The sequence below is a fragment of the Paenibacillus sp. MMS18-CY102 genome (assembly GCF_009789195.1).
In the GTDB taxonomy this organism is placed as follows: domain Bacteria; phylum Bacillota; class Bacilli; order Paenibacillales; family Paenibacillaceae; genus Paenibacillus_T.
Genome location: NZ_WSTC01000002.1, coordinates 19,217 through 33,072, shown reverse-complemented (window position 1 = coordinate 33,072; position 13,856 = coordinate 19,217). Strand labels below are relative to the sequence as shown.

The 13,856-nt window shown below is 48.2% G+C and carries 13 protein-coding genes and 1 riboswitch; of the genes, 5 read left to right on the top strand and 8 right to left on the bottom strand.

All coding sequences use genetic code 11. The features are described from left to right. Positions 1 to 29: 29 nt before the first annotated feature. Entirely contained in the window at positions 30 to 947 is a 918-nt protein-coding gene (gene metA, locus GON22_RS01780; protein ID WP_160394418.1) for a homoserine O-acetyltransferase MetA, read from the bottom strand. A gap of 132 nt (positions 948 to 1,079) precedes the next feature. Next, positions 1,080 to 1,192, bottom strand: a riboswitch (SAM riboswitch). A 339-nt stretch (positions 1,193 to 1,531) separates the two neighbouring features. Between metA and GON22_RS26380 the strand changes: the two genes are divergently transcribed. Further along, complete coding sequence (locus GON22_RS26380) at positions 1,532 to 1,663, top strand: hypothetical protein (RefSeq protein WP_272898760.1); 132 nt, start codon at positions 1,532 to 1,534, stop codon at positions 1,661 to 1,663. Between the two features lie 88 nt (positions 1,664 to 1,751). After that, a complete protein-coding gene (gene corA / locus GON22_RS01775; protein ID WP_160394417.1) occupies positions 1,752 to 2,687 on the top strand; it encodes a magnesium/cobalt transporter CorA in 936 nt (311 codons plus the stop codon). Between the two features lie 62 nt (positions 2,688 to 2,749). Here corA and GON22_RS01770 read toward each other — a convergent pair whose 3' ends face one another. After that, entirely contained in the window at positions 2,750 to 4,051 is a 1,302-nt protein-coding gene (locus GON22_RS01770; protein WP_160394416.1) for an MFS transporter, read from the bottom strand. Between the two features lie 183 nt (positions 4,052 to 4,234). Between GON22_RS01770 and GON22_RS01765 the strand changes: the two genes are divergently transcribed. Together GON22_RS01765 and GON22_RS01760 are read left to right on the top strand one after the other, a co-directional pair. Further along, positions 4,235 to 5,137 (top strand): LysR family transcriptional regulator, encoded by a 903-nt coding sequence (locus tag GON22_RS01765; protein WP_160394415.1) that lies wholly within the window; start codon positions 4,235 to 4,237, stop codon positions 5,135 to 5,137. Between the two features lie 36 nt (positions 5,138 to 5,173). Then, the gene (locus GON22_RS01760; protein WP_160394414.1) at positions 5,174 to 5,983 is read left to right on the top strand and encodes a histidinol-phosphatase; all 810 of its coding nucleotides are present in this window, start codon (positions 5,174 to 5,176) and stop codon (positions 5,981 to 5,983) included. 147 nt (positions 5,984 to 6,130) lie between these two features. Here the strand turns inward: GON22_RS01760 and GON22_RS01755 are convergent, their stop codons facing one another. Both GON22_RS01755 and GON22_RS01750 read right to left on the bottom strand, forming a co-directional pair. Beyond that, entirely contained in the window at positions 6,131 to 6,481 is a 351-nt protein-coding gene (locus GON22_RS01755; protein WP_160394413.1) for a DUF3221 domain-containing protein, read from the bottom strand. 40 nt (positions 6,482 to 6,521) lie between these two features. Then, positions 6,522 to 7,796: a trypsin-like serine protease gene (locus GON22_RS01750; RefSeq protein ID WP_160394412.1), complete on the bottom strand. Its 1,275-nt coding sequence runs from the start codon at positions 7,794 to 7,796 to the stop codon at positions 6,522 to 6,524. A 305-nt stretch (positions 7,797 to 8,101) separates the two neighbouring features. On the opposite strand from GON22_RS01750, the gene GON22_RS01745 reads away from it, so the two are divergent. Continuing rightward, the gene (locus GON22_RS01745) at positions 8,102 to 8,977 is read left to right on the top strand and encodes an EamA family transporter (protein ID WP_160394411.1); all 876 of its coding nucleotides are present in this window, start codon (positions 8,102 to 8,104) and stop codon (positions 8,975 to 8,977) included. On the opposite strand, the gene GON22_RS01740 is transcribed toward GON22_RS01745, so the two are convergent. From GON22_RS01740 to GON22_RS01725, 4 genes are all read right to left on the bottom strand, one after another. Continuing rightward, positions 8,978 to 11,287 carry a bifunctional 2',3'-cyclic-nucleotide 2'-phosphodiesterase/3'-nucleotidase gene (locus GON22_RS01740; protein WP_160394410.1) on the bottom strand — a complete coding sequence of 770 codons (2,310 nt, stop codon included), beginning with the start codon at positions 11,285 to 11,287 and terminating at the stop codon, positions 8,978 to 8,980. Between the two features lie 202 nt (positions 11,288 to 11,489). Next, a complete protein-coding gene (locus GON22_RS01735) occupies positions 11,490 to 12,317 on the bottom strand; it encodes a DUF695 domain-containing protein (RefSeq protein WP_160394409.1) in 828 nt (275 codons plus the stop codon). Between the two features lie 202 nt (positions 12,318 to 12,519). Next, the gene (locus tag GON22_RS01730) at positions 12,520 to 13,242 is read right to left on the bottom strand and encodes a pirin family protein (RefSeq protein WP_160394408.1); all 723 of its coding nucleotides are present in this window, start codon (positions 13,240 to 13,242) and stop codon (positions 12,520 to 12,522) included. Between the two features lie 46 nt (positions 13,243 to 13,288). Further along, positions 13,289 to 13,687 (bottom strand): DoxX family protein, encoded by a 399-nt coding sequence (locus GON22_RS01725; RefSeq protein WP_160394407.1) that lies wholly within the window; start codon positions 13,685 to 13,687, stop codon positions 13,289 to 13,291. Between the last annotated feature and the right edge of the window lie 169 nt (positions 13,688 to 13,856).

The window sequence follows — 13,856 nt, the reverse complement described above, 5'->3', positions numbered from 1 at the left end:
TCCTTTTATATAGAAGGTTGAATAGTTGATTAAATATATGCGCCCATATCATACGGCGTCTGTTGGTATACATAGTAGTTCAGCCAGTTCGAGAACAGCAGGTTCGCATGTGCGCGCCATGACGAACGCGGCTCGCGCGACGGATCATCATTTGGAAAATAGTTGCGCGGCACATCAATTGGAAGCCCTTTGGCCTTGTCGCGGTCATACTCCCACTTCAGCGATAGCGGATCATATTCAGAGTGGCCCGAGACGAATACTTGCTTGCCGTCCTTGGAGGCTACAATATAAATGCCCGATTCTTCAGACTCCGACAAAATGTCCAGCTCGGCAACCTTCTCAATATCTTCGCGGCGAACTTCTGTATGGCGTGATTGCGGAACATGGAACCACTCATCGAAGCCGCGAAGCAGTGGCACGTTCTGTTTCTCGATCGTATGCGGGAATACGCCGAATATTTTGTTGTCCATGTCATGTTTGGGAACGCCGTAATGGTGGTACAAGCCTGCCTGCGAAGCCCAACAAATATGCAGGGTCGAAGTAACGCGGCGTGTCGACCATTCCATGATGCGCTGCAATTCTTCCCAATAATTGACCTCTTCGAACGGCATATGCTCAACCGGCGCACCGGTAATAATTAAACCGTCATACCATTGGTCTTTAATTTCTTCGAATGTTTTATAGAACATTTCCAGATGGTCCGCCGACGTATTCTTCGACGTATGGGTTGCCGGGTGCAGCAGCACAACTTCGATCTGTAGCGGCGTATTGCCAATCAAACGGAGCAATTGCGTTTCCGTCGTTTCCTTCGTTGGCATCAGATTCAGAATAGCAATGCGCAGCGGGCGAATATCCTGGTGGTAAGCTACGCTCTCATCCATGACAAAGATGTTCTCATTGGCTAAAACTTCTCTTGCCGGCAAACTGTCCGGTACTTTGATCGGCATGTACGATCACTCCTTTTGTCCTGCATTGTGTAAGTATTCTCTTCCGCCAAGCTTGCACATCACCAAAAGCGGATAATAACAAAAAAGACCCGCTCGTCAAATGAGAGGGGTCTTATGGTATCCATAATGACTCTCTCATCTCCCAGACCTGATGGAAACCATCTGATCCGCAAGAATTAGCACCGTGCTTAATGCCGGTTGCCGGGCTTCATCGGGCTAGTCCCTCCGCCTGCTCTTGATAAGAAAGATCGATATTTAATTGTTAGGGGTTAGTCGAATGCTGCACTTGTATGGCAGAACACTAATCTAGTCTATACTATAGGTTATTCTTCGTTACGCGTCAAGCTGGAAATTCACCCGAATAAATGGATGTCGAACCGCGTCGCCCACGTCCGCATATGCTACGGCAATCGACAGCTTTCACCTTGGCCTGTTTGGTTCCAAAAACCTTGTTGCAATGCCTCTTGTACGTCTTACCATGCAGGAGTATACTAAACAAGGTGAATTGGCTGAACCCGTGCAATTCAGCGGTACAGTACGTTTCATTTGGAGAAGAATCTGACATTCACGAAGGGGGTAGCGGCATGGAAGGCGATGGGTCTAGTCCTAATCAGACGAATGATTCGCGCATAGCGATTCCGACGGTCATACGGCGCCCGTATCTGTCTGCCATGCGACTTCACTTGAAAGGTCCAGCCCACTGGGCTAACCATTAAGTGACGTTACCGGCGCAGCGGCATACGCGGCTTTCGTTTGTCATGGCCGTCCGGCATCGGACGACTTGACGAGAGGAGCGAACGCGGCATGAAAATCCGCCACGTCCACAACGGCATATTCACCCCGACTGAAGAAATTCAGGATGTGCTCATTCCACCAGCCAACGGCTTTTATTGGATTGACGCCGATTTAGAAGACCTGATCGTACTGCAGCCCTTGTTCAACTTGCATGACCTCGCTGTAGAGGACTGCTTAAGCGAAGAGGAGCAGCGCCCTAAGATCGAAATTCATGACGGGCATTATTTTATCGTTATAAACAGCATTCGATTCGATGACGAAGAAATTTTCATGCGGGCATTGAACATTTTTCTAGGACGGCATTTCATCATTACCGTAACGAAACAAAAGATCAACGAGCTTCGTTCCCTTAAGCCTGTGCTGTGGGAGCAAGAGGTTGATAAGCCTGACCGTTTCTTATACCATCTAGTCGACCTTGTCGTCGACAACTACTTCTTCGTCGGTGACCGGATCGAGGTTCGGATCGACAATCTTGAGGAAGACATCCTCATGCATACGAAGAAGACGCACTTGAATGAAATTATTGGCTTGCGAAGCGAAATTTTATGGCTCAAGAAGGTGCTTGGCCCGCAGCGCGAGGTTATCGCGACTCTAAATAAGAAGGACTTAAAGCTGATCGACGACCAGCTCCAGAAGTACTTCAGCGATATATACGAGAACGCGGTCAAAATTTCTGAGACCTTCGATACGTACCGCGATCTCATGAGCAACTTGCGCGAGGCTTACCAGTCCAGCCTATCGAACCGCGCCAACGAAATCATGCGTGTATTCACCGCATTAACGACAATCTTCATGCCCCTTACGTTTGTGACTGGTGTATACGGAATGAACTTTGATTTCATCCCAGGTTTGCATATGCACAACGGGTCGTATATTTTGCTCGGGTTTATGATTTTTCTGGGACTGGGCATGTTCTACATCTTCCGCAAGAAAGATTGGCTATAACGAATAAGGCGGGGAGCATTCGGCTAATGCCGAACAGCTCTCCGCCTTTCTTATGCCGCGGACTATGCCGCTCCCCCATCATCCCCAGCTAGCGCTTCACGCTTGCCCTTATCCAGATTAACGAACCGGAGCAATGCAATGCCTATAATAAAGAACGCGATTAGCGACAGAATGCCTATACGGCTCGAATCCGTATTGCCTGCCACAATGGCAAACACGAAAGGCCCTGCCACAGAAGAAAATTTGCTTGAGATCGTTAGGAAGCCGAAAAACTCTGCCGTCCGTGCCGGCGGCACCATGTCGGCATAGATCGAACGCGCAATCGCCTGGCTCCCGCCCTGCACAAGCCCAACCATTGTCGCGAGAATGTAGAAGTGCGTAGCATTTTCCATAAAGAAGCCTAACGTCACAATTACGATATAAATCGCCAATGAGGTGTATAGCGCCTTCTTCGCGCCAAGCTTCTCCGCAAACCTCCCAAATAGCAGCGTGCTTGGAAATCCGATTAACTGCGTAATCAGCAGCGCGACGATCAGGTTGTTCATCTCGATCCCGATGCCGCTGCCATAGATCGTCGCCATCACGATAACCGTGTTAATGCCGTCGTTGAAAAACCAATACGAAATCATATATTTAAGCAGCTCTGGATATCGCTTAATATGCCGCAGTGTTTGCCCTAAACGATTGAAAGAAGCTCCGACCGCTTGTGTAAAAGAGATTGTTGTGCCGCTAACCGCCTCGTTACGCTTCCGCTCCTTCACATTGCGCATGATCGGAATGGTGAACAACAGCCACCAAACGCCAACCGTTAAGAAGACGATCTGCGTTCTGAGATTCCCCTCGGTTGGAAGCCCGAACAGCGCCGGTTTTTGAATCATCAAGACGTTGATTGCCAGCAGTACGCCACCGCCCAAGTATCCCCATGCAAATCCTTGTGCGCTAATGCGGTCACGCCGATCCGGCGGGGCAACATCGACTAGCAGCGCATCGTAGAACGTATTGCCTGCGGCGAAGCCAATCGTTCCTAAAATAACGAGAGCCGAAGCGAGCAGCCAGTCCCCTTCGCCGATCAAGGCCATCAGCAAGCTCGCAATCGAGCCTAGTACAGCGAAGAAGCCTAGAAATTTCAGCTTGGAGCCGGTATAATCCGCAATCGCTCCCATGATTGGCGATAGCACTGCAACGATTAACGCCGCGATGCTCGCCGTATTCGCCCAGTATACTTCTGGCAAATTCCCGCCGAGCCCTTTGGCCGCTACTTTCTCATAATAAACAGGCATAACCGCCGCGATCATCGTCGTTACGAATGCCGAGTTTGCCCAATCATACATTAGCCACCCTCTTATCGCCTTCTTGTTGCTCACTAATGTCCGACCCCCTCATCATGCTAAACCTCTCAAAATACAGGTTGCGACAACATTTTCGACAAGCAGGTACGGACTCCTCCTAAAGGTTATGTAAAGTTTACTTACACTTTGCCCTAGACGGCTCTTTCAATTATAATAAGAGATTATGGTGATAAATATCTCTTATCAAGGAGGCTTTTCATGAACATCAATCAGCTTGAAACGCTCCTTACGATATCCAAGACGATGAGCTTTCGTAAAGCAGGAGAACTGCTCAACCTGACACAGCCTGCTGTATCCGCCCAGATTAAGAGCTTAGAGGATGAGTTCAAAACGGTCCTGATCGACCGTAATCAACCCGTCACGCTGACCGACCGCGGACAGGTTTTCTTGGAACATGCAGAGCAAATACTCGGCGTCGTTGAAGAATTAAAACAGAAGCTGTCTGACCTCAATCAAATCCCGCAAGGCCATATCGTGCTTGGCACAACCAGCACGATCGCAATTCAAATTTTGCCGCGTGTCTTATCTTATTTTCAGAATCAATTTCCTATGATCAAGACAACCATTCATTCCATGCCCTCCTCGCAAATAACGCCAGCTGTCGAAAACGGCTCAATCGATATTGGCATCACCTACATTTCGGAGAAAAGCCCCAGCATCGAAACAGCCGCCCTATATTATGATACATATGAGCTTGTCGTCGCGCCTGGCCACCCCATGAGCCACTTAAAGCACACAACCGTTGAAGCTTTAAAGGACACCCCGCTGATCATGCTCTCCCCGGATACGTTCGGAAGGCGTTTTGTCGATCAAATTTTTGAGAAATACAAAATTCAACCGAACATCGTCATGGAGCTATCCAGCAGTGAAGAGGTCAAACGGATGGTTGAAATTAATCTCGGCGCCGCTGTTGTGTCCAAGCTGTCGATTGCAAATGAGCTTAAGCTGGGCACACTACGCATGATCAAGGTCAACGAGCTTGAGCTCACGCATCCGGTCAGTGTCGTTTACCGTTCAGGACGTTATTTGAACTCGGCTATTAAACAGTTTATAAGCGATCTGCGAGGCATGTCGGAAAGCCAGTTCGTGAGTACGGAATAGTTCAGTTCAGTTTTAGGAGTTTTAGGAGGGGATTTAATGAAATTCGATTTGCATACCCACCATTATCGCTGTGGCCATGCTGACGGCACGATTGAACAATACATTCAAGCAGGCATTGATGCTGGCCTTCAGGCGATTGGCATCTCCGATCACTCACCTTTCTTTGCACACAAGGACGAGCAGCCATTTCCCAAAATCGCCATGGCCCGGAGCGAGCTGAAAAACTACGTAGACGAGGTGCTGCGGCTCAAGGCAAAGTATGAAGGGAAAATTGATGTCCTGCTGGGGATGGAATCCGATTATTTCCCTGACCATATCGAGGTTTACCGGCAAGCTTACGCCCCGTATCCGTTCGATTACTTGATCGGCTCGGTGCATAAGACACGCGGCGTTAGCATTTTTAACAGAAACCGTTGGAAAAGCCTTGATGCCGAGCAGCAGATCGATGAGAAACGTCACTATTACGAGCTAATTGCGCAATCCGCCCGTACGGGGTTGTTCCACATACTCGGCCACATCGATGCCATGAAAGGCTATTATCCAGCATTCGCGGATATTGCAGCTGATGATGCTGTCGATGAAGCACTTCGTGTCATTGCCGAGTGCGGCGTAGCGATTGAAATTAATACGTCGGGCAAAACAAAAGATGTCGGCGGCTGGTACCCCTCCGACGCCATGCTTGAGCGCGCGTGCCATTTTGGCGTAGATGTAACGTTTGGATCAGATTCGCATGTTCCATCCCGCGTAGGCGATGACTGGGAGCTCGTCCAGCAGCGGCTGAAGGAAATCGGCTTTAGGCACTGGGTGTACTTCAAGAACAAAGAACGGATCACCGTTGGGCTGTAGTTCAGCGTTATAGGCAAAAAAAGGAGCCTTCCCAACAGGGAAGGCTCAAATCGTATATTAAAAAGGGGGTCTTGTTTATTATAATAGCCCCTTAATGTGATGGGACGATAACAGGAACATTACCGTTGTGTTACAAATTCTCGGAGGCTAGGACTCATCGATTACAACAATATTTTGGGCTGTCCCCTTAGCAGGACTTGATTGGTCAATAGGGCCTTTAGTTGAGAATTGAACTTTATTCCCTACTTTAATATTCCCCGATAAAAGTTCTTCAGATACTGTAACCCAAATCGAAGGAATATCCTTTTCAGCCAATTGTACCATCGTATTGCTTAATGCTGCGTTTTTATCTTCAGTAATGATAATTAAATATTGATTTCCTTTTATTTCTTTAACATAACCCTCTTGTTGTTCAGCACTTTCTAAAGCGTTCTTTTCACTTGAGCATCCCGTCACGAAACACAATAACAGTATGAGTAAAAAAGCATAATTTTTCATATGAGTCCCCTTCGGCATTTTAAGTGTTTCGTACAAATTATTAAGATGTAGTTGGCGTAACATTCAAATCTTTGGCAACATTTTCTACTTGTGAGTATACATGAGAATAACCCCCGCCAGACCCTTTTGTAATGCCTAACACCATACTGTTGGAATAGACGGTTCCCCCACTATCTCCATGATCAGAGTAGGTATCATCTCCGCGCAAGTTAAAAAATGTGGAGCCGTCAATATCATACCCTACATTCCTGCTCTTTAATGTACCGCATGTCGCCCCGGTTACATACCCCGTTTTACAAACTAATTGCCCAACCACATCGTTTGCCGAATCCTGAAAGCTAGTTATTGTTCTTAATCCACCATTAAGATTCATCTCTTTGACTGTCACACTAGTAACTGCTATTCCCATCGAATCAGACAAACCGTAATAACTCCAATGTGAACTTGCAAAGCCAAGGTAGGTGCCTGAATAATTCCACCCTTCTCCAGACTTGTAAGTTCCCTTTCCCGTTGTTACATTGTAGTCTCGGCTGCAATGGCCTGCCGTTATTACATAATATTGTCCTGAACTATCTTTTGCACCAAATCCTACAGAACAGCTCGAACCAGAAGTTGAGATTATTTTTTCACCACCTCTTACTGCTGTATCTTGAGGAGCTTCAACTTTCATTATTGAAATAGGGATTTCTGGAAGCAATGATGTTAAGATATGTTGTGTTTGAGAATCAAGATCTGCTAGACCAACGATAACCGTCTGGTTAATCACATCAGTAGATACCGAAATTAGGCCAATGCCTTGTTGCTTGATCTCTGCTTTCTTTGCCCACACGCCACTTACATATTGATCCAACTCTTGTTCGCTGTATTTAGCCTGAAAAAACTTTGTTTTGCCGCTGAATTCTTTGTCAATTTCACTAATTGCGATCTTTGATGCAGAAGCATTCAAATCTTTCAATCCGATGTTTATTTTTCCGCCATCTTTCTGATCGATATAAACAATGTCTCCTCTTACTTTGTACTCTTTCATTTTTTCTTTAATTTTCGGATAATCTTCTTCTTGAATTTTAATGCGTCTATAAATCTCCTTTTCTTCTTCAACTGTTAATGCGACTCCGAACTCTTCTTTAGACTTTGAATCTTTTTCAAGTTTCTCTACGTAATCCTTGTCATTGTTTAGGCCGAATTTCTCTCTAAACATTTTTGCTTTTTCAATTTCTGTCGATAATTCATTTTCTGCACTTACATTTCCGCCGTTTGTTAATGGTGTCAACAAGGTTAAAGATAGAAAAACCATTACAATAATTTTCATTTTCACAAGGATTAGCCTCCACACAAGAATTAATCCTAATTTTATTCACAGAAAGACCATATTTCACTAACAAAATATTGTTTTACTACCCAGTTTATCTCATTAAAATAACAATCCACGATTAAACTTTCGTTTTCGCACTGCATTTTACTTAACAGCATAAAACATGTAAATAGCTAGATTAAATTAATGTGGTCATTTGCGTGGCCATCTGATAGGATGTAGCGAAGAAACGTTGATTTTACGAGGAATTTAAAATAGATAGTCGTATTATGCATTCGCAACGGCTTAGAAAGGTTTGATGGTTGCTCATGTGGTGGTTAACAGCGATAGGAAGCGCGATATTGTTCGGGCTAGCTGGCTGGTGGATGAAGGTGAGCCAAATGAAGGGCGGATCTTCGAACGGCCTGCTTTACGGCTTATATGTGACAGGCACGATCGGGTTCGGCATTCACAGCGCTGTGACAGGCACGCTTGGCAGCTTGCTTGACCCTCGCCTGCTGCTTGGCGGGCTAATCATCGGAGCTGGCTCCGCTTGGGGCAACGCCTTATTTATGAAAGCTCTGCAATGCGGTCCTGCCAGCCTAACCTCGCCGCTGACCAATATGAATATTGCACTCGTTGTCGGCATGGGCATCATCGTATATGACGAGCCTGTATCGGCTTCCGAATCCGTCGGCATTGCGCTGCTACTCCTATCTGTCGTATTCGTTTCCATTCGAGGGCGGGAACGGCTGACCGTTATCGAGCGAAGATGGTACGTTCTGGTCATTGCCGCTATTATACTGTTTGCTTTCCGCAATGGCGGGCTAAAAGTTACGGAACAGCTCGGGCTGGCTAGCGCCCCTGTCCTATTCGTTGGCTATGCCTTGTCGCTGCTTTGGTTCTGGGGACTTGACCGCAGGGAACGGGAAGCGATCATCCCGTTCTCCGCAGCTAATCCTGTTGTTGCAAGCCGAATCGGCTTTCGTTGGGGGCTTCTTGCGGGGATTTTCTCTTATGCGGGGCTACAGCTGTACGCCGTTGCGCTTGAGACAGGAAAGGCCAGCATTGCCGCCCCTATATTTGCTACCAATAGCTTAGTCATTGCGCTCGGAGCCATCGTGCTTTATCGCGAGCGGCTTACGAAGCTGCAATGGATCGCTTTTGCGCTCACCATTGCAGGCCTCGTCGTTATCCGGCTGTAGCTAATTCGCAGGGATGCTGATGCGCTGGCCAGGATAGATCAAATTCGGGTTACGTAAATTATTGTAATCCGCTAGCTTCTGCCACGTTGTGCCATGACGCAAAGCGATCTGGGAAAGCGTGTCCCCAGCCTTCACGATGTAGACCTTATCCTTAGCGGTCGGCGTCTGGCCAACTGGCGACGGCGCTGCACTTGTCGCAGTGCTTCCCGTGCCTGCTGAAGGCTTCGATCCCGCTTCTGCCGGGGATGGAGCCGAGCCTGCCGCCGGCTTAGCTGTTTGCCCCGGTTCCACGGCCGTCACGTTAGCGCCTGACGCACCTTCAAACGACAGCTTATACTTCGCGTAGCCATCCTCCGTATCGCCTACATATTTCATTGTTGCTAGCTTAGCAGCGAACGCTTTAGCATCCGGCGAAGTTTTGAACGTCACATTCACGTTTGCCTTAATCGGAAGGAAAGACCAGTTGCCGTCAGCGGCCGGATCGATCGTTTTGAACGTTTTAATATAATCAATGACCGCTTGGCGGTTCTCATCTGGCGAAGCGAGTACGATTCGTTTGCCGTCTGGATTCGCCAGCGTACTGGAGGAAGCTCGGTAATTGTTTGTGGCGACGATAAACTTTTGCTTCAGGTCGAGCGGTTTGCCCTTGTAAGCGATGTTCTGAATGCGATGCGCATTCGGCGCAACCAGCTTCCCGCCAGCATCATATCTAGCCTGCTGCGTCACGTCGATCTGATAATTCAGGCCGTCGATGACATCAAAATTATACGTCGGGAAATTTTCGTTCACGAGCGGCTGCTCGCTTGTCCCTTTTGGATCAATCGTATTAAATTGTCCAGCCGACCATTCCAGCCACTCTTTAATTTCTGCTCCTGTCAGCACGACCGCGTTCACTGTATTCGAGTACAGGTACAAATCGGCTACATTCTTTATAGCAATTTTGCCCGCCGGGATATTCGTGTAATAGCTTGGGCCTTGCCGCCCGCCTGCTTTAAACGGCGCGCCAGCTGATAATACCGGCAGCCCTTCATACTCCGTACCTTGCAGATGCTGTTCCACGTACCACTTCTGTGCGCTCGTCACAATTTGGATCGATGGGTCGTCTTGCACGAGAGCAAAGAAGCTATTGATCGGCGCTTTCGCCGTTCCGACCGGTCCCCGAATATATTCAAGCGTATGGTTATGGTCCGATTCGACCGCATCGGCAATCTCATGGTCCACGTCAACTAACGCTTTCTTATTAGCGGCATCATAGATCGGCCGAACGTCAACCTTCGAGTTCTGAACCGCCCAATTGCCATCCTTAAGCGACAGTTCCAGATCAACCACCCCAAGATTGTTTCCCCAGAAGCCTGGCTCCACCGCAGGAACGCCATTAATTGTCCCTTTCGCCAAGTCTACACCCTTCTTGCCTTCGAATGCAGCGCTTGGAAACACCTTATGCGCATGGCCGAACAAGATCACGTTAATGTCCGGAACCTGGCTCAAATACAGTACGCTGTTCTCCATGTTCTCTGTCTGTGGAATGTCCTCAAAGCCCGAATGCGGCAGTGCGACGATCAAGTCAGCGCCCTTCGCTTTCATCTCCGGCACAAGCTTCTTGGCTGTTTCCACGATATCTTTGGCGATAACCTTGCCCTGCAAATTCGCTTTGTCCCACTGCATGACCTGCGGCGGCACGAAGCCGATAACCCCGACCTTAATCGTATGCTTGGCGCCTGCAGTGTCCGTTACAGTACGGTCAAGCAGCAAGTAAGGAGTAAAATAATGTTTGTCATTCGCAGCGTTATTGTCATGGTCATCAACGTAAAGATTAGCGTTCACATATGGGAATTTGGCGCCTTGAAGCGAGGTTTGGAGGAAATCGAGGCCATAGTTAAATTCATGATTGCCGATATTGCCCGCATCATAATCCAGCAGATTCATCGCTTTGTATACGGGATGGGTTTCACCTTTCTTTAGCGGAGCAACCTTCGCCACATAATCGCCAAGCGGATTGCCTTGAATAAGATCGCCGTTATCGAACAGCAAGCTATTCGGGCTCTCTGCCCGCGCTTGCTTGATCAACGTCGCTGTTTTCGTTAACCCATACTCAACGGTAGGCTTGTCTGCAAAATAATCATAGTTCATCAAATTGACGTGTAAATCCGTCGTTTCCAGTACGCGGAGCATAACGGTCGCACCAGCAGATGCCGATGCCGATTCAGAAACCGAAGCCCCTAGCACGCTCGTAGGTACAGCAATCGTTCCGATAACCGAAATAACGGCAACAGCTGCTAATGCACCTTTCCATAACGTTAACCTGCTCATGAATTCGCTCTCCTCCACCATCTATTATGTGATTGGGTCATTCATTCAAACCTATGGTACGGATGAATATGGAGTTGCGCAATCCATTCGGCTTAAACCATATATAATCTTAATAACAATATTGTCATTATTTTGAAAATGTAAAAAACGGCACCTCATGCATCACTATCTCATGCATAAAGTGCCGTATTTCGATCGCCTATCATTTCCACATGCCATTACGTTTGCTGTCCGTAGAACCGGTAAGCAGGCGCCGCCAATACGCTTTGATGCGGGCGCCAAGCGACAGCTTCATCGCCGAACCCCATCCATCGTATTTGCCCTCTGTATCCTTCAACAAGCCATATAGTTCTTCGACCCGCCGATTAAGCGTATCGAGCCTTACATCGTCTTGCCTGCTAATAACTAGCGGATAAGGGTAATCTGGCTCTGGATCGCCTTTCTTGCCGTCCTCAATGTGGTAGCCTAACCGCTCCAGCGTATGCTTCATGCCAGCACGGTCATCGTTTCGCCGGAACAACAGCCAATGGTACACAGTACGCTGGCGATTGATCTGATCGCCATGATGCGCCAATGCATATACCATCTGTGCATTGTGGATAAGCAGTTGCTCCCTATCGTCGGGAAGCATGTACGCATAAAAGCTCCAATCCGGATCTGGCTTGCGATAAAGCTGGGCTCGAACATCGCCCTCATTCTTAAGTAACGCCCGAACCGCCTCATCATTGAAGCTGTTAGGCACATAATAATAAAATTCAAGCTTCGCTTCCGTATGCAGCCGTCCAATATAATGATGCTCCCCTGCCTGCTGCATCGTCCTCTCCAGTCGGCTCGCCCACTGTTCAAGCTGTGCGACGGCGTCCGCTCTGCGCTTCCCGCTGTGGGACAGCCGATAGACGTTCACGGTAACGGATAACAGCTCATCGAACGATACGATCGGATATTCTGATTTATATCCAGAATTGACAAGCAGCCGCAGATGCTCGCTATTCGTACGCCGTTCAAAAAAACCCCAGTCTTCTCCCGCCATCTCCCGCTCGTTACCTCTCTATCCTGCCATGATGTCGCATAAAACTAACCGATCGGTTAGCATGCCTTTGAGCCTATTATACTGCACAAGGTCCAAGGAACCAACCTATGATTAGCCCAATTTCGATATTGCCTATGCACAAACGGCAAGAGCTGCGCCCTGGAACCTTCCGATTCCAAATGCGCAGCTTCTTCGCCACAGATTATGGGAGATCAATAATTAATACTCGCGACGTATCGCTGCCCACCAGCTTCAGCGATGTGATCCCTTCAATACGAGCGGAATCACGGCGATGGAGATCCGCTATCTCGCCGCCTCCTTCGATGGACAGGCCGCCCTCAAGCACGAACACGAATTGTTTACGGCCGGCTTGTTGATCGAATGCAATCGTCTGGCCATCAGTAAGCTCCGTTAGATACATCGTCATATCCTGATGAATCTTCGCCACTTTGCCTGGCTGCTGCAGTTCTGCATTGCCGCTAACGATTGGCACAAGCTTGCCGCTAAGCGCACTAGGATCAAATGCCGTCGTCTCGTACGAAGGCTCTATCCCTCGTTCTGCGGGCAAAAACCACATTTGCAACAGCTCGACAGGCTCGCTTGGCGATGGATTTTTCTCAGAATGATGTACGCCCGTTCCCGCTGACATCCGTTGGATGCCGCCCCAAGATGTTACCGCTTGATTGCCCATGCTATCGCGATGCTCAAGCTGCCCGCTAAGCACGAGCGATACAATCTCCATCTCCCGGTGGGGATGCATGCCGAAGCCTGTTCCGCCGTCAATCCGGTCGTCATTGAGCACGCGCATCGGGCCAAACTGCAGGTTGTTAGGATCATAATAATCAGCAAATGAATAGCTAAAATAGGAATCGAGCCAGCCGTGGTTCGTATGGTAACGTTCATTAGCTTTGAAGGTTTGAATCATAGCGCTATCTCTCCTCACGAGCCGTTTCTGGCTTCACTTATTTGTATTATTTCAACCAAGCATCAATCGAATACTCACCCGCGCCAGTGAGCGCAACGCCAAGCGCAACGGCCAGCAGCACCAAGTTATATTCATACCCGTTCTGCGTCACCCATAATCCATTAGCCCCGTGCACCTTCACAATCGAGATCAACATCGTTCCGATAATAAATGCTGCTCCAAGCCATGTGATAAGACCGAAGCCGAACAGCGCTCCACCCAGCACTTCAGCAGCTCCTGCACCGAATGCCATCAGAACACCTGGTTTCATGCCGATTGACTCGAACCAACCGCCCGTTCCTTTCAGGCCATAGCCCCCGAACCAACCGAACAGCTTCTGCGCGCCGTGCCCTACGAACAACAAACCAATAACGACCCGAATAATCAATAATCCTGTATCCAACATGTTTCCCCTCACCTTTCCGATTCCGCCGTGGAATCGATGCGTAATGTTTTGATGGACTCATCATATCGTAAGTCACTTACTAAAGTCAAGTATATAACCAATATAAAGTTTTTATCGTTTTCCCAGCCAGACTCACTTACCTTTCCTTAGTTCATATGGTACAATAGAG

Excerpts from the sequence above, each read along its gene's own strand:
- GON22_RS01765 (WP_160394415.1), top strand. The coding sequence starts at position 4,235 with ATGAACATCAATCAGCTTGAAACGCTCCTTACGATATCCAAGACGATG.
- GON22_RS01730 (WP_160394408.1), bottom strand. The coding sequence starts at position 13,242 with ATGATTCAAACCTTCAAAGCTAATGAACGTTACCATACGAACCACGGC.
- metA (WP_160394418.1), bottom strand. The coding sequence starts at position 947 with ATGCCGATCAAAGTACCGGACAGTTTGCCGGCAAGAGAAGTTTTAGCC.
- GON22_RS01760 (WP_160394414.1), top strand. The coding sequence starts at position 5,174 with ATGAAATTCGATTTGCATACCCACCATTATCGCTGTGGCCATGCTGAC.
- GON22_RS01755 (WP_160394413.1), bottom strand. The coding sequence starts at position 6,481 with ATGAAAAATTATGCTTTTTTACTCATACTGTTATTGTGTTTCGTGACG.
- corA (WP_160394417.1), top strand. The coding sequence starts at position 1,752 with ATGAAAATCCGCCACGTCCACAACGGCATATTCACCCCGACTGAAGAA.
- GON22_RS01745 (WP_160394411.1), top strand. The coding sequence starts at position 8,102 with ATGTGGTGGTTAACAGCGATAGGAAGCGCGATATTGTTCGGGCTAGCT.
- GON22_RS01735 (WP_160394409.1), bottom strand. The coding sequence starts at position 12,317 with ATGGCGGGAGAAGACTGGGGTTTTTTTGAACGGCGTACGAATAGCGAG.
- GON22_RS01740 (WP_160394410.1), bottom strand. The coding sequence starts at position 11,287 with ATGAGCAGGTTAACGTTATGGAAAGGTGCATTAGCAGCTGTTGCCGTT.
- GON22_RS01725 (WP_160394407.1), bottom strand. The coding sequence starts at position 13,687 with ATGTTGGATACAGGATTATTGATTATTCGGGTCGTTATTGGTTTGTTG.
- GON22_RS26380 (WP_272898760.1), top strand. The coding sequence starts at position 1,532 with ATGGAAGGCGATGGGTCTAGTCCTAATCAGACGAATGATTCGCGCATA.